The organism is Desulforhopalus vacuolatus (genome assembly GCF_016918505.1).
GTDB lineage: Bacteria > Desulfobacterota > Desulfobulbia > Desulfobulbales > Desulfocapsaceae > Desulforhopalus > Desulforhopalus vacuolatus.
The window spans coordinates 142,329-161,512 of record NZ_JAFFPZ010000005.1 but is presented as its reverse complement, the minus strand read 5'-3'; the positions used below and the strand labels follow the sequence as shown (position 1 = coordinate 161,512).

The window sequence follows — 19,184 nt, the reverse complement described above, 5'->3', positions numbered from 1 at the left end:
AGAATCCGCCACGACGCCACGTCGCTGTCACCTTTTTTCTGTTTAGGGAACCTTTAGCCTCTTCTTCTGAAAAATGACCTCAAACCGAACCCGCAGGCACATTGCCCTCACTGTCAGCCTCGCCTTCTTCCTTTTCCTCGGCGTACTCACCGTCACTCATCGCATCTCCACTCTGATACCAAAGCTTTACCTCGTTACCGGTCTCGTCACCTGTGCTCTCTACGCCTGGGACAAACACGCCGCTATCCGCAGTCAGCGACGCATCCCGGAGAAGACCCTGCATCTGGCGTCCCTCGCTGGCGGCTGGCCAATGGCCCTCACTGCTGCAGCGTATCTGCACCACAAAACACTGAAACAACCCTTTCGAAACATCTTTCGTCTCACAGTCTGCGGCAATTGCGCCCTGCTTGCCCTCTACCTCTATTTCACTGCCCCGTAAGACAATTTTTTACCGCGAAGAACACGAAGGAACACGAAGAAAGGCAAAAACCTTTGAGAATAAAGATTTTTTGAATTAAAGCGAGAAGGATGAAAAAAGGGAGGAAGGAGACGGGAGACGGGAGAAAGGGAAAAGACAAAAGGCGAAAAGATAAAGACCGGGCAGCCAGCAAAGAACGCGACTGCGTGGACATCTTTTTTTGGCGATGACGAATGGAGAATAATTCGTGTTTATCCGTGTCCATTCGTGGTTCCTTTTGCATTTTGTAACCACGAATGGACACGAATTTTCACGAACAGGGACAACACAGTAAACGAAAACGTTTGTATCCGAAGTTAAGCGGTACAGTGCACCAGGAGTATGAATCAACTTTGGGAGTTATCCGAAAGTCGGGGTTGAGCTTTTTACGCTTTCATATTCCGTGCTTTCCGTGTCTTCCGTGGTTTACCAAGAGCATGAGAACAGACCGAATTCAACCACAGGGGCATTCTCTTATGGTTTTTTCAGTAATAATTCGTGTTTATTCGTGTCCATTCGTGGTTCCTTTTGTCGTTCCGTCTTTTACAAGGGAACCTTGAAACAATCTCATACCACAATGGATGTCATCAAGTTTTGTTGCTCTGCTTTTTCCCGTCTCCCGTCTCCTTTCTCCCGTCTCCTGTCTCCTGTCTCTCGTCTTTGAATCCGCCAATACAAAATATAAATGGTATTACTATGAGTACACGGCATCAAAAGAAAAAGGACCACACCCGGTCTGAGCCCAAAGGTTTGCACCCAGGGAATCTCCACAGGCAGGGCTATGATTTCCCCTCTCTGGTGAAAAGTTATCCACCACTGGCCCGATATGTAAAAACAAACACTTATGGAAACCTTTCCATCGAATTCGCAGATCCACTGGCCGTAAAAGCCTTGAATACCGCGCTGTTAAAAAGATACTACAACATTATCGACTGGGATATTCCAGAAGGCGCCCTTTGTCCGCCCATCCCGGGCAGAGTCGACTACATCCATTACATAGCTGAATTACCAGGATTGGGTGAGAGTACCACGAAGCAGGTTGATACACGGCCTAAAACCCTGCTCGATACAGGTACTGGTGCAAATGGTATATATCCGCTCCTGGCCTGCCAGATATACGGCTGGCATTGTGTGGGCAGCGATATCAATACTCAATCGCTTGAGAACGCAGCCTTGATTATCGCGAAAAACCCCAGGCTGAGAGGCTGCTTCACTCTACGCAGACAACACGATAAAAATCATATTTTTGAAGGGATTATTCAAGCGGGAGAATTCTTTGATGTCAGCGTATGCAATCCACCTTTCCATGCTTCGCGAGAGGAAGCACTTAAAGTCAGCCAGCGTAAATTCAACAACCTTGCTCGTAATCGCGGTGAGCAGACAACCTCGCGCTGTAATAAAAATGACGCCCCCCACACATCAATACCCACTTCTCCCTCTCTCAATTTTGGCGGTCTGGAAGCAGAGCTCTGGTGTAAGGGTGGCGAACGACTGTTTCTGAAAAAATTAATAAAAGAAAGTCAATTGTTTTCAACTCAATGTCGCTGGTTTACCAGTCTGGTTTCGAAAATTGACAACGTAAAGCCTGCAAAAAAACTGCTTCATAAGCTTGGTGCGATTGATATAAGGGAAATAGAAATGACGCAGGGAAATAAAATTACACGAATATTGGCCTGGACATTTATTTAAAAAATGGGCAGCACTTCAGCCTCAGCTATTTTCTACAACTCTGTTGAGATCAGCCAGAAGGTCTGGAAGTTCGATGCCATATTTTTCCGCTACGACCTCAAGGGAATCGAAGAGAGAGTTGCAGCAGATACATTCACCAGCTTTGTCATCCCATTTTTTGAAGATCGCTTCAGTGGATTTAAACGTGTATACAATATCAAGAACGGTCATATTGGGTTGGATACTATTTTGTCTCTTCAGGTTCATTCCTTGATACCTCATCTCTAAATATATATTTTTTAATACCGCGAATCAAGGGCGGCCTTAAGCGCCTCCCTTGATTCGCGACGTTCTGTTTCACTTTTATTTGATTACAGCGGCAGTAACTTTGGTATCTCATCAAAATCGATAAGAAGTTTGACAGATCGAGCCTGACGAGGAATACGGATTATGTCCTTTGGAAGTAATACCATTTACATTTTGTATTGGCGAATTCAAAGGCAGAGACGGGAGACGGGAGAAAGGAGACGGGAAAAAGCAGAGCAACAAAAATTGATGATATCCATTGTGGTATGAGATTGTTTCAAGGTTCCCTTGTAAAAGACGGAACGACAAAAGATTTTTTTGCCAAAGGGATCCTCTAAACATGCGAAAAAGGACATTTTTTATAAAAGCGTAACTTCTTAAAGTTTTTTGCCTTTATTCGCATGATTAGAGCTTTTATTCGTTGGCAAAAAGTTTTTCGCTGTTCCGTCTTTTGCTTTTCCCTGTCTCCCGTCTCCCTTCTCCCGTCTCCCCTTTTTCATCCTTCCCGCTTTACATTTTAAAAATCTTTATTCTCAAATGCTTTTGCCTTTCTTCGTGTTCCTTCGTGTTCTTCGCGGTAAAAAAATTGTCTTACCGCTTTTTGTTTCCCACAGTTTTTTGAGAATTTAATCTGTAGCGAAGAAAATGGGCGATTATTCGATGTTCTCTTCAAGGACAGGACGATATCTAAGCTGCATACCTTTTAAAAAATTACGTAACATCTGATCTTGACAGACACGGTAATGCTTATGGCCTGGTCTCCGAAAAAATGCACTTAATTCGGGTTTACTCATGGCAAAATCAGCCAGGTACATAAGATCCAAGACATCTTCGGCTTTCAGGTTTAATGCGATCTTTAATTTCATGAAAATAATATTGTTAGTTAAGCGCTTCTCAGGCTCAGGTTGTGGCCCTTCTTTTTTGCCTCGTTTATGATTAATGAAGCCATTTAAGAAAAGCGCTAATTTAGTGTCACTACATTCCCGAAATGCAGGATCATCATCTTTTTTTAACCAATCGCTGATCAGCTCACGGGTTACCTGATAATCAGCTAAAGCAAATATCGCAATCATTTCAGAATCGTCAATATCGAAGATATAACGAATACGGCGTAAAACATCATTGTTTGTCATAATTATGTCCTGATCTAAATTGAATATGTGTCACAACTCCAGATCTTCCCGATTTACAATAACCCCTTGTTTCAATGCGTTACAAGCAAACCTGGAACAGCTGGATGTTGTGGTTACTTTGTGTCCTTAATGGTATTTCAGGGAACCCCTCAACAAAAAAAACTCTCCAGCCTCCACTTATGGGAACCTTGAATAATCAGTCTTTCGCCCATCTTCTTCGTTACAGCCAAAAATTTATCCTCGCAATATCAAACATATAGCTCCGGTAAATTTTCTCCTGTGCCTCGAATATGAACGAAATACAAGATTATTCAAGGGACCCTTATACAGAAATAATATCAAAAATACAATTCTTACTTCTCTGGCTTTATAATATTGGTCGAAGTCGGATTGGTTCTTGTCGTTTTTGTTTCTCTATATTCTGATACTTTTTTTAAAGCATTCTCTCGGATTTTTTTCTCTCTTAATCTTTTTTGTTCGGCTAACCTTGCTTTGCAAGAAGCTTCTCTTTTAACCAGGTATTTCTTACACCCTCCTTCTTCTAAAAAGGGAATCCTGTAATCATTTATAATACTTTTTTTCAGAAGTAAATTTGCCCGCTTCATTAATAATTCGGCTTTTCTGCTGTTAAAATTATTCTCAAGTCTTTCTCCTTCCATTATAAGTTCTCTCTCTAATTTTTTACGTCTTGCATCTATTGCATCACCGATTTTTAGCATGGTTTTTGTATAGAATTCATTGTATTCTTCCAAATACATATATTTAAGTTTGCTTATTTCATTATTTACTTCATTAATTTTTTCCCGAAGAGTAGAGTCTATATTCCTAAGTTGTTGAACATTCCAACTTTTACTTTTTTGAAACAATTCAAGTGCACCCCTATATATTTCATCCGTTTTTCTTGCTTTTATTTCATCCTCTACAAGTTTTTTATTGGCCATGGCATTATTGGCGAAGCTCAGAACATTTATGGTTTTTCCTAAAGTTGTGTTGAATACATTTGAGCCGACCTCAGAAACCATTGCATCGTTAAGTTTACCATAAACATACCATTTATCGGGGAGCCACTGAGCCAGGCCTTCCATAACTACTGCTACTGAGTATTTACTTTGATTCTCATTAAGAAACAAGTTTACAACTATGGATTCTTCACAAATATTGTCTGCATCTTCTGCCAATTTAGCGGCTTTTGCAGCAAGTCCTATTTTTAGCATACTTTGCATTTCTTGCAAACTTCTCTCTGACAGATGAGGTAAACAATTTTTACGATGCACTTGACTCCTCTCCTGCAAGTTTTTTATGATATCATTTCGTTCTTTTTGGCAAACATTAATATGCTCGCCGAAACGATCAAAGATATTTTTCCCATCTGCAGTATGATACTTTTTTGCACAGTCAGCCCAGATTACACCATCTTTGGGTAAATCAGAACAAACACATCCCCAATTTCCACCTTTGCATGGTGCTGTTGTATTACAATGTTTATCTGGTGCAGGGCTATATCCTAAACTTGTCCCAGCAAGACCCTGTGAGTGACACAAGCATTGAAAAAAATCATTTCCTAATTTAATCCCAAATTTATTGATTAAACTTTTAAATCTGTCATGTCCCAGTCCTACGATATAATCCATAGCTTTAACTCTATTATCTAACGAATCAAAAGCAGGCGAAATATCTTTCACCCCTAAAAATCTGGAACGAACCAAAGCTCTGGATAACCGGAGTCGCTCTTCAATCGCATGTTGTGCCTGTGACTTTGTAATGCCATATTTTTCATAATGCTTTATCTGCTCTTCCTGGATCTTACTTTGTTCCCACGTAGCAAGAAGATCTTTAAATGGCTTTTTTTCATAATCAAATACTTCTGATACAGTTTCTAAATCATAGTTAGATGGAACTTTATCGTTGACGTATATAACCCACATTCTTGAATACGCGTTTTGGCAAAAAATAAACAGAAAACCGAGAACAATATATATTATTATTTTACTTTTCATCATATTCCCCTTCAAGTATCGGTGCGTTTGGATAAGGAAGGTCACTGGCTAAATCTTTGATAAACTGCTCAGGATTAAAATCAGACGTGTCGATATAAAACCAACGATCTACTGTCTTCATTCCTTCGGGAGCCTGCCATTGACCGGATATCGATTTTAACATAAACGCTGTTTTAGTGTCAGCATAACGATAATCCAGGGCAACAACATAGATATATATATTTGATGGCGATGTATGAGCAATGCGTATAGCTTGCCCATTCCCTATTTGTGCCTGCAACCACTCTTTTTCAATTAATATTGTGAGTTTTCCATCCCACTCTGATGTTAACCATTCATCTGAGACCGTTCTCTGCCAATAATTTTTATTCCCGCCACAATTGAGACTAAAAATATTTTCAGAGTGTTTATTTTGAAAAAGTTGAACATAACAAGCTTCATAATATTTATTCCACTTGCTCCTGGTATGCGGTGTGATAACTACCTGGAAATTTTTAGTTGTTTTAGCATCAAACTCAGCAGTCACTTTATAAGATGTTGTATCTATCCTTTCATCTATAGTAATCAAGGGTTCAGTTGTATGAATATCACAACCGTCCAATGGTGTATCTGTGGGCACATCAAAAACAGAAAATCCCTTTTCATCTAAATGACAAGCAGTAACAGGTTCTTTGTAGATTTGCCATGGTGTAAACGTCCAATCCTGTACTTTAGAGCCGTCAAAAAAGGTTTTAACAGGCAAAGGTTCAACATTTTCAACTGCCTCGATTTGTGCTGCTGGTACAAGTTTATTTTTGTGTAAACTTATTTGTTTTAAAGCCATCTTTACAGCTTTATCTGGTAAGAGAGGAAAGCTATAGGCGTAAATCTTATACCCGGCATTGGCTTTAAGGAATTTCCAGTATTGCAAATGCTCCGGTAAATTATCACCCGAAAGATGAACCCCTTCTGGAGTCAATGCAAGCTTTACACGACTGGGTGCTTTTGCTGTTAATTTCTGTTCCCAAACAGGTGTATAAGAAGAATTCCAATTGCCAATTAAACCCAGATTTTCACTTACGTAAATTTGCAGCAGGGCCGTATCACAAGCTGAATCTTTTACCCATTTTACAATAAAATGATTGTCTCGATATGAAAGGGCAATCGCAAAACCTGTTGTTTCATCAGGCAAGAAGTCAAAAACAACTTCTCTTTCTGACCCTTCTCCAAATGCATCAAGCCAAATCAAGGGATGACTCGACTCAATACCCACATTGGCATACCCTGAATCCTCCGGCACATCTACCAACAATGCACCATCAGCCAATCTGACTGTTTTATCATAATCATCCCTGGATTCTTTATATCGAATCCATTGATGTCCCATTAATTTTCCATCAAACAATATTGTTTTTCCTGTGATGTTGGATAAAATTGAGGTATCTGTCTGTTTTATATATTTTACTTTTTCCAGACTGATCTTTTTAAGCATAAGTTTCGCAGGCAAATTTGATTCATTCGCATGGGTTAATGCACTTATTTTATAGCCATATTTATAAACATTTTCATTACCACTGATAATGGCTTGCAGTACGTTACTATCGTTTTTATCTGTCACTTCAACAATATTATCTGAACGAATGATAACATTCAGCCGGGCTATTTGCTCAATATTGACTATTGCTTTCATTTTTTCAGACTTTCTGATTATTAATGATAAAGTTACCGTTTTCCCATCTTTATTTTTGTTCGCCTGTAATCGAATGAAATGAGAACGCCATTCCAGATTTCCATCCCAATTTCCAGGAATAACAGCATATACGAAATCACTTGACTCTTTCACATCGATATCAAATGTTAATTTAATTGCCTCTGCTTTGTTTTTATCTGGGAATGTAAACAACTCATTCCTGGACCTGATCCCGGTTTTTCCCCAGGAGTTTCCTTCCGGGACATCAACAACCAGAGCGTTGTTCTTTATTTGAGCAAACTCTGAATAATTCCCCCCAGAAGCTGAGAGTTCAAGCCATTGATCTTCTAATTTTCCATCAAAAAGGATCTTTTTAACAGAGTGATCCAGTCGCTGTTCCAGGAACAGAACAATATTCTCCAGTTTTTTGTTTGGTTTGAGGCCCAGACTTTGCCGATATTTGAGTACAGCCCCTTGCACATCTCCCTTGAGCTGCAACTGTGTTCCTTCAAGCTGCAAGGTCCTGGCTGTAACATCCGGAGATGGCATGGACGGATTGGAATCAGACCAGCACGTTCCCGTGAGGAAGAAGCAGGACAAGAGCAGGACAAGCAATATTAACCCGGGAGGATTGAAATCTCTTTTCCCCTTCACGGTGACAATGCTCATAGATGTATAAAAGTATCGATGCAGTTTCTTCATTGTAATTTGCCCTCATTTTTTTCTCATTGCTCCCGGCGCACTGTTGGGTACCTTGAATAATCTGTCTTTTTCAACAGAACCGGTTCGGTGTCCCTGCACTCCAGTTTGACTGGTGGAGCACCTGTTTTATCAAAGTCGGGTTGTTTCATGATATACTCCTGCCAGGAAGGTCTCTTGGGCTGGAATGAGACCTTGACTTTATCAGATCATACTGATGTTTCGTATATTTTTTTCCAGCTGAATACTCTGAACATTCGAAAAATGACAACCTCTCCCCAAAATGCTTTCGCACCAAAAGAGAAAAAAAGGAATGCCGGGTTATGTAATCCAGGATAGAATGCCAAATTTCAGAAACAATGAGAATATGCAGAATATACTGAAAATTGCGGTTGTTGCGGGAATACTCCCCTTCATGACATCCTGTGCCACCCATACCGCTCTATCTGTTTCAGAGAACCTGAACGAAATGCCGCCCACCGCCGCCTTCACAGCCTGTGAGGGGCACAGGGAAGCTGATCTCGTCACCATCGACGGTCTCAGCGGTGCTGTCATCACCGCGACCTGTAAAATTATCGAAGGACGCCTTGTTGCGGTTCCCGAAGGCTGCAAGGCGGAATAAATAACATCAATAGCACAACAACTGCCCTGCTATCTCAATGATAACTCAGTGGACAGAATTTTTTTTCCCGCCCCCGTCCTGCCCTCAGAACCTTCAAAGTATTGTGGGGCCCCATGGCAATTAAAAAAATCTCCGGCTGTATCGGCTGCAGTGAGTGTGTCTTAAGCTGTCCGATGGATGTGTTGCGCATCGGCGACAACGGCAAGGCAGAAATCTGCTGGCCGGAAGAGTGTCAGATCTGCCATCTCTGCCGCATGTACTGCCCGGTAGATGCCATCACCATAGACCCGGAGAAGTCCATCCCGGTCATCATCTCGTGGGGATAAAATGTCTCAGACTCCTCCCGTATTTACCACCAGCGGTTTTTTCCTGCGTGCCATCGCCGTCTTCGCCGGTTTTCCGGTACTTTTTATGCTCATCAAAGGTGTTTTCAGTGGACGCAACGCCTACCTTGAAATTTTCTCGCTGATCACCGTCACCGCATGGTGCCTTGTCCCGGGACAGTTCTATTGGTTCCCCCGCAACCGTTTCCTGTCACTGCACCTGCGTGGCTGTATGCTCAGCAAATACCATATAGTTACAGGTACACTTCTTGTGCTGCTTCTCTGCAGCCATCCCTTTCTGCTGGTAGTGCCCAAACTGTTTGAATACGGTATCTCTCCCCGCGAAGCATTCTTCACCATGATTTCCACCCCGACTGCCGGAGTTCTTTCTGGAATTATCAGCTGGCTGCTGCTCGCAACCCTCGGCATTACCGCCTGGTTCAGGAATGTACTGCCACTGAAATACAAAGCATGGCGACGGATGCATGGTATCCTTGCATTTCTTGTGCTGATCTTCGGGCTGCACCACGTTTTTGTCCTTGGACGTCATATAACCCCCTTTATTACCGTAATCTTCACTCTTTTTGCCCTTGCGGCAGCTGTAATGATGTTGCGCCGCTGGTTTGATCTCATTCCCCACGCAAAACCCGTCAGGCTGCTCCCACCCCCGGCCGTCAGGCTGCTGCCACCACCGGAGAACATCGACAGGCTTGAAAAGCAGGAACATCGACCTGAAAAAGAGGAGGTAGAAAATGAGCTCTGAGATAAAGAGTACCCGTCGTCAATTTCTTGCGGGAGCCATTGGAATGACCGCCCTTGGAGGTCTCAGTTTCAGCGGAACAGCCCATGCCGAGGCTCAAGCCCGGGAGAACCACCCGCACATTGATCCCGACGCTCTCTTAACGAAAGAACATGTCACAGATGTACTGGTTATCGGCGGCGGCATGGCCGGTTTTTTTGCTGCAGTAAAGGCTTCTGACCAGGGCGCAAAAGTGATCCTCACCGCCAAGGGACGCCTCGGGGCCTCAGGCCAGACTCCATGGGCTCGGGATATCTTCGCCTACTATCCCACCCCCGAAGAAATGCCACTGAAGGATTGGATCAAGGCAATCAACACAGCCAGCCACCGCACCAGCAATCCCAAATTCACCCGCCAGCTCGCCAACCACAGCCTTGCCAGGGTCAATGACCTCAAGAAGTGGGGCTTCTTCGACTCAGCCCTCTACAGCAAATGCTTTCACCATCAACTCAAGAAACGGAAAGTAGAGATCTGTGAGCGAATCATGATCACTCACCTGATCAAAGAACGGGGGCGCGTTATCGGAGCGGGAGGTTTTACTCTTGATGACGGTACCATTCACTTTTTCTCCGCGAAAACGGTGGTGCTCGCCACCGGTGCCGGTGCCTTTAAACCCGCCGGAATGCCGGTTTGCGACCTGACCAGTGACGGTGCCATGATGGCCTGGCGTATCGGCGCACGGATTACCGGCAAGGAGTGGAATGACACCACCACCGGCCTGCTCAATGCCCCCGCCGCCACGTGGCAGCGCTGGCGCAAAGATCTTGCCCGCAAGCCGCAGGTATGCGGGACAGATGTGGAGGTCACAGGCGAGCTCGGGCTCAACTATGAGGTATGGAAAGAGGGGGCCATTCTCCCCGGTCTGCCGGACGCGGACAAAGAACACAAGGTCAAACACTTTCCCCGCGGACCAGCTGTTCATCCGGCCACCGGCAGGGATCCGGCAGAAACGAAACCCAACCAGAAACCTAAAGTACATCACGCTGTCCTCTCTCCCCCGTTCTTTGCGCAGGGTCCGCCCTCCGGAGGTGCCGGGGCGGGACTCGCCCCGCACAATTCTGAAGGACTTGCCCCGGTTGATCTCAATGGTCAGTCTACCATCTCCGGCCTCTATGCCGCTGGCGACGCCCTCGGGTCCTGTGTTACCGGAGCAATGGAGCTGCAGCAGGGAGCCTCCCTCTCCGCAGCAGCCGTGCAGGGTGCAATTGCCGGCACAGCGGCAGCGCGGGTTGCTCTTCGGCGGAAATCCCGGTTTGCCATCCCCCCGGACCAGAAGATTACCATCAGTGAAGAGATCCTCGCCCCATTGAAACGCGGCCGGGGCTTCAGCCCCCGCTGGGTCACTCAGACCCTGCAGGGGATTGTCATTCCTAATTTCATCCTCTATATCAAAAAAGAACGGATGCTGGAGGCAGCGCTCGCCTACGTGGAAGAGTTGCGCGACAATCACCAGCCACTGCTCATCGCCCGCAATATCCACGAACTGCGCCTCGCCCACGAAACAGGCAACATGATACTCAACGCCGAGATGAAGCTGCGTGCCTCCATCCTTCGCCGCGAGAGCCGCTGCACCCACTACCGCGTCGACTATCCACGGATCAATGAGCAGGACTGGGATTGCTGGATAAACATTTTTCAGACCGATGATGGCACCATGGGGCTGGAGATTCAGCCCTTCAACGAAGGACCGGCAACCTGAAACAGGAGATGGAGATGGAAAGAAGTGAAATCTGCGAGAGATACTGGGATATCAAGCTGGAGAAGGTAAAAAAGGCGCTGGAGCGGAACAACTTCACGGTCTTTATTGCCAGTAATGCAGAGGCTGCCGGTGCGCTGATCATGCAGAAAATCGTCCCGCAGATTGAGGGCCTCAAGAGTGCCGCTTTCGGTGACTCCATGACCCTGCGTGCCACCGGTGTACTCGAAGCAATGACACAACTGGACGGAGTAGAATTCATTGACCCTTTTCCCAAAGGTGCTCCCAGGGAAGAGAAAGTTGCACTGCGTCGCCGGGCCCTGCTCACCGACCTTTTTTTCACAGGCAGCAATGCCCTTACCGAGGACGGGAAACTGGTCAATCTCGATATGGACGGCAACCGTATCGGCGGCATCGCCTACGGCCCGCGCAATGTTATTCTAACCATCAGCCGCAACAAGATCGTTCCCGATGTGGAACGGGCAATGGCCCGGATTAAAGAGGTGGCCGCCCCGCTTAACGCCATCCGCCACGACTACATGAAAACCCCCTGCCAGAAAACCGGTGAATGCATGGACTGCAGAAGCCCTGACCGCATTTGCAATCAGTGGCTTATCACCGAAAAGTGCTACCCCGCCGGCCGCATCCGTGTCGTGCTGATAAACGAGGAAGCAGGGCTGTAACCCCGGAAGGGTACTCGTTTTTCACTCCCTGCGAAGCGCATCAAGATCAATCTCGTAACGATTCACCTTGTCATACAGTCCCTTGCGACTCAGACCAAGGAGTTTATGAACAGCCCCCACCTTGCCACCGTACGTTCGCAACACGGCGAGAAGATACTCCCGCTCCTTGAGGGCAACAAACTCCTTCAACGGCAGCCGCGGGGTATTACTCTTCTCCCACTCGCCCTCTATTGTCTCTTCCCCGAGGACACAGAATCGCCGCACCCGATTCCGCAGTTCCCGCACATTACCCGGCCAATCCTGCTCCATCAGCTCTGTAAGAAAATTCGGCGCAAAGGGCGCCATTTTTTCACCGCTCTCACGACAATACTCCTGGCGAAAGGACTCTATCAGCAGAGGGATATCCTCCCGCCGCGCCTTGAGTGGGGGCATCTCCAGCGAAAAGACATTGAGCCGGTAGAAGAGATCTTCGCGGAAACGTCCAGCCGCCACCTCCTCCTTCATGTCCTGGTTGACCGATGCCACCACCCGTGCCGCAAGCGGCCGCAGTTCATTACTGCCAAGCGGGCAGTAACTGCGCTCCTCAAGCGCCCGTAACAGCTTCCCCTGCAAAGCCACCTCAAGAGAACAGATTTCATCAAGGAAGATTGTCCCTCTGCCAGCCAGATCAAATTTTCCCTCCCGCGCCCTCTCCGCCCCGGTAAAAGCACCCTGCTCACAGCCAAATAACTCCGCTTCCACCATATCGCCGGGAATCGCGGCCATATTCACCCCTACAAAGGGCATCGCCGGCCGCCCGATCTGGTGCAGCGCCCGGGCCACCAGCTCCTTGCCGGTACCCGTCTCTCCGCAGATCAGCACCGGATCGTTCTGCTTCGCCATCCGCACGATCTGCCGATAGAGCCGCTGCATGCAGGCGTGCGCCCCAACCAGCCCGTGGAAGAAAGAACCGTTCCCCTGTTCGTCGGCAACATCGGCCAGCCGCGCCGCCAGCCTGCGGTTCTCCAGAACCAGCATCCGCTTTTCCACCCCCCGCTGAAGGGCGGTGAGCAAGACCTCATCATCCACCGGTTTCTCAAGAAAATCGTAGGCCCCGGCCCGGAGAGCTTTCACCGCCAGCGCCACATCTCCATGACCGGTGATAAGCAACAGCGGCAGCTCGGCATCTATCTCCGCCACCCGCCGCTGAAACTCCATGCCATCAAGATGGGGCATGCGGACATCACTGACCACCGCATGTACCGCAATATCATTCTCCAGGTGCTGCAACGCCTGCTGAGGATCACTCTCCAGCACTGCCTCCCAGCCATGCAGCATCAGCGTCTGCCCTATGGCCGAGAGCAGATAGCTGTCGTCGTCCACCACCAGAATTTTTATCTTCTCTGTCACTCCTCCCCCTCCTGAACCTTTTGAATCTCTTCTTCCGGCAGCCAGACAGCGAAGGTTGTCCCCCGTCCCACTGCGGTCTTCATCTTGACAAACCCTCCTGTACTGCGGACGATCCGCTCGACAATGGAGAGCCCCAGGCCCATACCCACCCCGACCTCACGGGTGGTAAAAAAGGGATCAAACACCTTCTCCTCAAGCTCCGACGGAATACCGCAGCCGTTGTCGATAATGGAGATCACCACCCACATCCGCTCCGCGAGGCTTGGCGGATCAATGCCGCAGAGGCGTTCCAGGCGGATAATCAGCTCAGGGAAATCGCTCTCCCCCATCGACTGCGCCGCGTTCTGAATAAGGTTAAGCAACACCTGTTCTAAACGGACCACCTGACCCTGGACGAAAAAGTCCCCTTCTTCCAGTTCCAGCTTTACCTTCACCCCGGAGAGTTCCAGCTGCGCCTCGATGAAGTTGAGGACATCAAGCAGGATAATATTCACCCGGCAATGAGTCATCTTATTCTGCGCCTTTCCGGCAAACCCCTTCATACTGTGGATGATGGAGGAAGCGAAGTTGATGCGATCGATGATAGTGGAGAGGTTCTCACTGAGGATATCCTTGTGACGCAGCGGGTCGGCCATCGCCTTCTGGCAGTTACGGGCAAGCAGCAGCATGGTGTTAAGCGGCTGGGTCAGTTCATGGCCGATTCCCGCCGCCATCTCGCCAAGGCTGGCCAGCCGCCCGGAGTGGATGAGCTGGTCCTGTACCTCGCGCATGCGATCCATTACCTCAAAAAACTCCCGCCGATCGCTGGCAACAAGCATGTGGACAGTCTTTCCCTTTTCAGCAGGGCAGGTGGTACCGCGGACAAGCACCGGCACCGGCCACCCCTGCCGGTTGCAAAAAAGAGTTTCCAGGTCACGAAAATCCCCCTCGGCAAAGTGTTTCCTGATAACCCGTGAGACCTCCGGATTGGCAATATCGCTCAGCTGCAGCCCCTCCTGATCCACATCCCAGCCGAGGACATCATAAAATTCCTTTCCCGCCCGCAGAATAGTGAAATCCTCTGCAAAGAGAATAAACAGGTCGGAGAGGCTGGACATGATACGGGAAATAAAAAAGTTCTTCGCCTCCACCTCTTCATGTTTTTTTAACATCCGGATAACGAGATCTTTCTTCTGCTTTTCAAAAATACGGACCAGCGGGTCAACCAGCATTTCATCTCCGGTCAACTGTGCCAGTTTATCTCTGTCTCGCGCTGTCATTATTTTACCTCCCGGTTTCAACCTCTTCCTTTGCCTTGTTACCTTTCGGTTACATTCTCCCGGTAAAGAGCTTTTCAGTTGTTACCTTTAGGTAATATCCCCTTTTTCACTATATTTCAATGAGATAGAATAACAGCATCGGAAATTTTGTTACCAAAACTTTACATGTTCCGGCGTCTCTTTATTCCACCTTTCAATGCTATCCCCTTGTTATCATCATCTTTTTTCGACAGTTCCTCCTCTGGCACAAACCTTGCTTTACAAAAGGAGAAGGAGGGTTGGATATGGACAATACTCTGAATCTTGTATTGGAGAGCGATATGCTGCAGGCCATCTATTTGAATAATTCGGAAGCAAAGCAGATCACCATCGACCAGATCGCGGGTTACTGCAGTCTCTCCCTCAATCGGGTGCGCTATCTCATATCCACCCGCAGACTCCCTGGAAATGTAGAGAAAAACTCAGTGCGGTTAATAGATTTTCTCGGCTTTCTGCTGCACAACCGGATGAGTATTCCAGAGAGGCTGCTGCCCCCGAGAACCTCCCGTATCCTTTTTCTCTACCCTGCCGAACTGCTACTTGACAGCGGCATGGCGAAACGGCTGCGCAGGAAGATGAACCGCATCTGTGAAGCAATCGCCAAAAGTTGTCACCTCGTGCTGGCCGACAGTATTCCTTTCGGTGTTCACGCCAGCCTCACTCTACTCAATTTCATGCCCCATATCGTAGTTTTCACTGTCCTTGAGCGTCCCGGTCGTCAACTGCTCGCCACGATGGACCGCGTTACTTCCCTCACGACGAGCAAGACAGTGCTGCTGCTTGACCAGAATACAGCAGCCAGGGAGATGTTGAAATCGTCAGTGGACCTTGTCACCGACGGGCGACCGCCGTTTGAAAATTTACAGCAGAAACTGGCACTGCTGCTCAACGGATAGGAAAAGGGAGATACAATGGAACGAATGAACGATTATTATGCCTCAGTCACCCGCCGCCTGCTGCTGGCCTTTTTCTGCCTGTGCCTGGTGCCGCTGCTCGCCGTCGGCTGGATAACAAAGAACTCCCTGCGGGATATCAACATCATTCGTCTGGAGGATAAGGCCACAGCCACGGTTACCGCCCAGGCCAAGGTTCTGTCTCAGGTCTTAAAGGACCACATCAACAATCTCGATATGCTCGTTAATTTTCTGCCGCCGAGTTTCTTTGAGCAGCAGGGCAACACGGAAAAACTCTTTCTCGCCATTGACAATCGGGGTGATATTGTCGACCTGCAAAGCATTGCCGCCGATGGTCGGCAATACGCCTACGTTGGTCCCTATCGCACCCAGGTGAAAGGCAAGAGCTACGCTGAAGCACCGTGGTTTCAGGAGACTCTGCTCAATGGCGTACACATCAGTAACGTCTTCACCGGCTATCGCGGCACACCCCACTTTGTGGTAGCCGTCACCAACCCGTTGAAGAGCTATGTACTGCGGGCAACCGTCAACTCATCATCATTCAACTCCCTGCTGCTTGCCGCGCAGATCAGCCCCCACAGTGACGCCTTCATCGTCAACCGCGCGGGAGAGTTTCAGACCCCCAGCCTGCGCGGCGAAGACACTCTTTCCGTCACAGCCCGCACCCTGATCAGCGCTGGTGGATCTGAGGCCCCCATTGTCACCGACGACGCAGTCTATATCGCACGCCCCCTCGCCGACGGCCGGTGGTTCTTCATTGTCACAGCAAATGTAGCAGATTCCATGTCTGTCTATATTCCTCTGTACCGACAGATTCTTATCGTCTTCACCATCCTCTTTATCCTCGCTCTCGCCGCCGCATTAGTGGTCTCCATCATGCTGGCACGCCATATCCGTCATGCAGATCAGGAGTACGCCGCCAACTCCATGCAGTTTGCCCAGATGGAGAAAATGGCAACCATCGGCCGTCTCGCGGCCGGAGTCGCCCATGAAATTAACAACCCTCTGCAAATGATCAGTTCGCAGTCAGGCTGGATTGCCGAGCTGTTACCTGAAGAGGATCCGGCAAAGGTTAAAAATCTTGGCGAATACAAAGAGTCAATAGAGAAAATCCGCTACCACGTCAAACGCGCCGGAACGATCACCCACCGCCTGCTTGGATATTCTAAAAAGATGGCCGCTCAGCAGGAAGAGGTACAGCTCAATGACCTGCTTAATGAGACAATCTCTTTTGTTGAGAAGGAAGCAGAAAGCCACGATATTTCCATCCACCGCAATTTCCTTCCTGATCTGCCGCTCACCATGACAGACGGGCCGCAGCTTCAGCAGGTATTTCTGAATTTGCTTAATAATGCTTTGGATGCCGCCGGTGAGAAAGGTGAAGTAGAAATATCCACGGCAGTATCCGGCAGCGATCTGGTGATCCGCTTTGCAGACAGCGGGGAGGGAATTGCCCGTGAGAATCTGAAACGGCTTTTCGATCCATTTTTCACCACGAAATTACCGAATAAGGGAACCGGACTGGGACTCTATATCAGTTATGACATTACCCGCAAACTGGGCGGTTCGCTTAAAGCAGAAAATAGAGAGAGTGGTGGTGCCCTCTTCACCGTACAACTGCCAATTGCGCGCCTTGGTGAGATAAAAAGGCACTGAGCAGATAATCCGGGAACGTCGCCCCGGGAAAGAACCGGTTTCCCGACGCACCCGTCTTCTAAAACCCGCAGTACAGAGAGGTCCTTATGACTGAAATGAAAAAATTCAACATTCTTGTTGTAGACGATGAACAGGAATTTCGTGAGATGACTGTTAAGCAGCTCCTGCATCGGGGAATGGAGGCTGAAGGAGCGGAAGATGGCAAGATCGGCCTTGAGATGGTGGAAGAAGGAAACTTCGACGTCGTGCTGCTTGACGTGAAAATGCCGGTAATGGACGGGATTAAGGCCCTGCGGAAGATGAAGCAGGCCAAACCACTGGTGGAGGTGGTACTGCTCACCGGTCATGCCTCGGTGGATTCGGGGATTGAAGGAATGAAGCTCGGGGCCTTTGATTATCTGATGAAACCAATGGAGTTTGACGAAGTGCTGGAAAAGCTCTGCGACGCTTTTGAGAAACGGAGGATACATCTTGACAAGATTGAGATGGCGCAGATGAAGAAACACATGTCTCTGCCAAGTTAAATAACCGGGGAACGACATGATGCCGTAATCCCCATAAATAATATCACGGGCAAAACGCTCGAATTTGATTTACAGGAGGTCTCATGAACTACTTCAGACAGCTCTACCAATTGATGCTGGCTGGTGCACAAGCCCAGGCCCGATGGGAACTGGAGATGTCAACCAACATCCTTCACAGTCGTAAACGCCGTTATTTCCTGCTGTTGCTCATCCTGCCGGTACTGCTCGGCGGAATCGCCGCCTTCGCAGGTGACTTGGAACTGCCGTCAGTGATCGGTGGCAAGTCAGCGTATATGCCGTCGCACTACACCACCTTTATCTTTGTCTGCGCCATTTTTGTCGGACTCGCTGCAGGGCTGATCACCGGCTGTATCGGTGCTGGTGGTGGCTTTATCATCGCCCCGGCCCTGATGAGTTTCGGCGTGAAAGGGATTCTCGCCGTCGGGACTGACCTCTTTCATATCTTTGCCAAGGCAATCATGGGCAGCGTGCTGCACAAAAAACTCGGCAATATCTGTGTCGGCCTTGCCCTCACCTTTCTCGTCGGTTCCATTACCGGCGCAACGGTAGGCGGGGTTCTCAACCGCTGGCTCTATGACTTCAACCCGGTGTTGAGCGACATGTTCATCACCTCGGTATATGTCATTATTCTCGGCTTCCTCGCTTTCTACGCAATGAAGGATTACCTCACCACCCGCAGCGGAATGAAAAAGTCGGGAAAAACAGATTCTCCTGAGTCCATTTCACCCATGGGAGCGAAACTGCAGGCGATCAACCTGCCGCCGATGCTCACCTTTGACAAAGGGATCACCCCTGGCGGACGGAAAATCTCTGCACTTTTCCTCGTTATCAGTGGTTTCATCGTTGGTATGGCAGCAGCAATCATGGGCGTGGGTGGTGGATTCCTTACCTTCCCGATCTTTGTCTATGGCCTCGGGGTTTCCTCAATGACCACCGTCGGCACCGATATCTTCCAGATAATCTTCACCGCCGGTTACGCAGCACTTACTCAGTATGCCCTCTACGGATTTGTCTTCTACACACTGGCACTTGGCATGCTGCTCGGTTCGCTGATTGGCGTGCAAATGGGTTCGCTGATCACCCGCGTAGTTCCCGGTTACCTGATCCGCGGTTTTTACGCTCTGGCAGTCACCGCTGGTTTTGTCAATCGTTTCTTCGCTCTGCCCTCCAAGCTCGACAGCATGGGCTACATTGATATCTCCAAATCAACGGGAACGATACTGAACAGCATTGGGAATACTCTTTTCTTTGTTACAATCGGGGCATTCACGGTCTGGGTACTTTATATATTTTTCACTCACCTTAACGAACTGCGCTCGGAGGATTAACC

At 48.1% G+C, this 19,184-nt stretch carries 18 protein-coding genes; 11 read left to right on the top strand and 7 right to left on the bottom strand.

Annotated features, from left to right (window positions below):
* Positions 1 to 73 precede the first annotated feature (73 nt).
* The gene (locus JWG39_RS05215; protein ID WP_205218321.1) at positions 74 to 439 is read left to right on the top strand and encodes a DUF1294 domain-containing protein; all 366 of its coding nucleotides are present in this window, start codon (positions 74 to 76) and stop codon (positions 437 to 439) included.
* A 714-nt stretch (positions 440 to 1,153) separates the two neighbouring features.
* Positions 1,154 to 2,146, top strand: coding sequence for a 23S rRNA (adenine(1618)-N(6))-methyltransferase RlmF (gene rlmF, locus JWG39_RS05210; RefSeq protein ID WP_369130573.1), 993 nt, complete (start codon positions 1,154 to 1,156; stop codon positions 2,144 to 2,146).
* A gap of 21 nt (positions 2,147 to 2,167) precedes the next feature.
* On the opposite strand, the gene JWG39_RS05205 is transcribed toward rlmF, so the two are convergent.
* The 5 genes from JWG39_RS05205 to JWG39_RS16720 all read right to left on the bottom strand — a co-directional run bounded on the left by JWG39_RS05205 (position 2,168) and on the right by JWG39_RS16720 (position 8,081).
* The gene (locus tag JWG39_RS05205; protein WP_205218319.1) at positions 2,168 to 2,392 is read right to left on the bottom strand and encodes a hypothetical protein; all 225 of its coding nucleotides are present in this window, start codon (positions 2,390 to 2,392) and stop codon (positions 2,168 to 2,170) included.
* A 692-nt stretch (positions 2,393 to 3,084) separates the two neighbouring features.
* A complete protein-coding gene (locus tag JWG39_RS05200) occupies positions 3,085 to 3,564 on the bottom strand; it encodes a YehS family protein (RefSeq protein ID WP_205218318.1) in 480 nt (159 codons plus the stop codon).
* A gap of 353 nt (positions 3,565 to 3,917) precedes the next feature.
* Positions 3,918 to 5,564 (bottom strand): hypothetical protein, encoded by a 1,647-nt coding sequence (locus tag JWG39_RS05195; RefSeq protein WP_205218317.1) that lies wholly within the window; start codon positions 5,562 to 5,564, stop codon positions 3,918 to 3,920.
* A complete protein-coding gene (locus JWG39_RS05190; RefSeq protein WP_205218316.1) occupies positions 5,551 to 7,932 on the bottom strand; it encodes a hypothetical protein in 2,382 nt (793 codons plus the stop codon). Before JWG39_RS05190 ends, JWG39_RS05195 begins: the two co-directional genes overlap by 14 nt.
* A 23-nt stretch (positions 7,933 to 7,955) precedes the next feature.
* Entirely contained in the window at positions 7,956 to 8,081 is a 126-nt protein-coding gene (locus tag JWG39_RS16720) for a hypothetical protein (protein WP_275888959.1), read from the bottom strand.
* Between the two features lie 188 nt (positions 8,082 to 8,269).
* Here JWG39_RS16720 and JWG39_RS05185 point away from each other — a divergent pair, with 188 nt between their 5' ends.
* From JWG39_RS05185 to JWG39_RS05165, 5 genes are all read left to right on the top strand, one after another.
* The gene (locus JWG39_RS05185) at positions 8,270 to 8,551 is read left to right on the top strand and encodes a hypothetical protein (RefSeq protein WP_205218315.1); all 282 of its coding nucleotides are present in this window, start codon (positions 8,270 to 8,272) and stop codon (positions 8,549 to 8,551) included.
* Positions 8,552 to 8,664: 113 nt separating this feature from the next.
* The gene (locus JWG39_RS05180) at positions 8,665 to 8,877 is read left to right on the top strand and encodes a 4Fe-4S dicluster domain-containing protein (protein WP_205218314.1); all 213 of its coding nucleotides are present in this window, start codon (positions 8,665 to 8,667) and stop codon (positions 8,875 to 8,877) included.
* 1 nt (position 8,878) lies between these two features.
* On the top strand, positions 8,879 to 9,637 hold the full coding sequence (locus JWG39_RS05175) for a ferric reductase-like transmembrane domain-containing protein (protein ID WP_205218313.1): 759 nt from the start codon (positions 8,879 to 8,881) through the stop codon (positions 9,635 to 9,637).
* Positions 9,627 to 11,372, top strand: coding sequence for an FAD-dependent oxidoreductase (locus JWG39_RS05170; RefSeq protein ID WP_205218312.1), 1,746 nt, complete (start codon positions 9,627 to 9,629; stop codon positions 11,370 to 11,372). Before JWG39_RS05175 ends, JWG39_RS05170 begins: the two co-directional genes overlap by 11 nt.
* A 14-nt stretch (positions 11,373 to 11,386) precedes the next feature.
* Entirely contained in the window at positions 11,387 to 12,052 is a 666-nt protein-coding gene (locus JWG39_RS05165) for a lactate utilization protein (protein WP_205218311.1), read from the top strand.
* 21 nt (positions 12,053 to 12,073) lie between these two features.
* Here JWG39_RS05165 and JWG39_RS05160 read toward each other — a convergent pair whose 3' ends face one another.
* Both JWG39_RS05160 and JWG39_RS05155 read right to left on the bottom strand, forming a co-directional pair.
* Positions 12,074 to 13,441 (bottom strand): sigma 54-interacting transcriptional regulator, encoded by a 1,368-nt coding sequence (locus JWG39_RS05160; RefSeq protein ID WP_205218310.1) that lies wholly within the window; start codon positions 13,439 to 13,441, stop codon positions 12,074 to 12,076.
* The gene (locus tag JWG39_RS05155; protein ID WP_205218309.1) at positions 13,438 to 14,700 is read right to left on the bottom strand and encodes a sensor histidine kinase; all 1,263 of its coding nucleotides are present in this window, start codon (positions 14,698 to 14,700) and stop codon (positions 13,438 to 13,440) included. Before JWG39_RS05155 ends, JWG39_RS05160 begins: the two co-directional genes overlap by 4 nt.
* A 284-nt stretch (positions 14,701 to 14,984) precedes the next feature.
* On the opposite strand from JWG39_RS05155, the gene JWG39_RS05150 reads away from it, so the two are divergent.
* The 4 genes from JWG39_RS05150 (at position 14,985) to JWG39_RS05135 (ending at position 19,182) form a co-directional block, all read left to right on the top strand.
* Complete coding sequence (locus tag JWG39_RS05150) at positions 14,985 to 15,635, top strand: hypothetical protein (protein ID WP_205218308.1); 651 nt, start codon at positions 14,985 to 14,987, stop codon at positions 15,633 to 15,635.
* A 15-nt stretch (positions 15,636 to 15,650) separates the two neighbouring features.
* Positions 15,651 to 17,309, top strand: coding sequence for a sensor histidine kinase (locus JWG39_RS05145; protein WP_205218307.1), 1,659 nt, complete (start codon positions 15,651 to 15,653; stop codon positions 17,307 to 17,309).
* A gap of 86 nt (positions 17,310 to 17,395) precedes the next feature.
* On the top strand, positions 17,396 to 17,833 hold the full coding sequence (locus JWG39_RS05140) for a response regulator (protein WP_240191996.1): 438 nt from the start codon (positions 17,396 to 17,398) through the stop codon (positions 17,831 to 17,833).
* An 83-nt stretch (positions 17,834 to 17,916) separates the two neighbouring features.
* Positions 17,917 to 19,182 (top strand): sulfite exporter TauE/SafE family protein, encoded by a 1,266-nt coding sequence (locus JWG39_RS05135; RefSeq protein ID WP_205218306.1) that lies wholly within the window; start codon positions 17,917 to 17,919, stop codon positions 19,180 to 19,182.
* Positions 19,183 to 19,184 lie beyond the last annotated feature (2 nt).

Coding starts and splice junctions, on each gene's coding strand:
- JWG39_RS05215 (WP_205218321.1), top strand. CDS start 74: ATGACCTCAAACCGAACCCGCAGGCACATTGCCCTCACTGTCAGCCTC.
- rlmF (WP_369130573.1), top strand. CDS start 1,154: ATGAGTACACGGCATCAAAAGAAAAAGGACCACACCCGGTCTGAGCCC.
- JWG39_RS05205 (WP_205218319.1), bottom strand. CDS start 2,392: ATGAACCTGAAGAGACAAAATAGTATCCAACCCAATATGACCGTTCTT.
- JWG39_RS05200 (WP_205218318.1), bottom strand. CDS start 3,564: ATGACAAACAATGATGTTTTACGCCGTATTCGTTATATCTTCGATATT.
- JWG39_RS05195 (WP_205218317.1), bottom strand. CDS start 5,564: ATGATGAAAAGTAAAATAATAATATATATTGTTCTCGGTTTTCTGTTT.
- JWG39_RS05190 (WP_205218316.1), bottom strand. CDS start 7,932: ATGAAGAAACTGCATCGATACTTTTATACATCTATGAGCATTGTCACC.
- JWG39_RS16720 (WP_275888959.1), bottom strand. CDS start 8,081: ATGAAACAACCCGACTTTGATAAAACAGGTGCTCCACCAGTCAAACTG.
- JWG39_RS05185 (WP_205218315.1), top strand. CDS start 8,270: ATGCCAAATTTCAGAAACAATGAGAATATGCAGAATATACTGAAAATT.
- JWG39_RS05180 (WP_205218314.1), top strand. CDS start 8,665: ATGGCAATTAAAAAAATCTCCGGCTGTATCGGCTGCAGTGAGTGTGTC.
- JWG39_RS05175 (WP_205218313.1), top strand. CDS start 8,879: ATGTCTCAGACTCCTCCCGTATTTACCACCAGCGGTTTTTTCCTGCGT.
- JWG39_RS05170 (WP_205218312.1), top strand. CDS start 9,627: ATGAGCTCTGAGATAAAGAGTACCCGTCGTCAATTTCTTGCGGGAGCC.
- JWG39_RS05165 (WP_205218311.1), top strand. CDS start 11,387: ATGGAAAGAAGTGAAATCTGCGAGAGATACTGGGATATCAAGCTGGAG.
- JWG39_RS05155 (WP_205218309.1), bottom strand. CDS start 14,700: ATGACAGCGCGAGACAGAGATAAACTGGCACAGTTGACCGGAGATGAA.
- JWG39_RS05150 (WP_205218308.1), top strand. CDS start 14,985: ATGGACAATACTCTGAATCTTGTATTGGAGAGCGATATGCTGCAGGCC.
- JWG39_RS05145 (WP_205218307.1), top strand. CDS start 15,651: ATGGAACGAATGAACGATTATTATGCCTCAGTCACCCGCCGCCTGCTG.
- JWG39_RS05140 (WP_240191996.1), top strand. CDS start 17,396: ATGACTGAAATGAAAAAATTCAACATTCTTGTTGTAGACGATGAACAG.
- JWG39_RS05135 (WP_205218306.1), top strand. CDS start 17,917: ATGAACTACTTCAGACAGCTCTACCAATTGATGCTGGCTGGTGCACAA.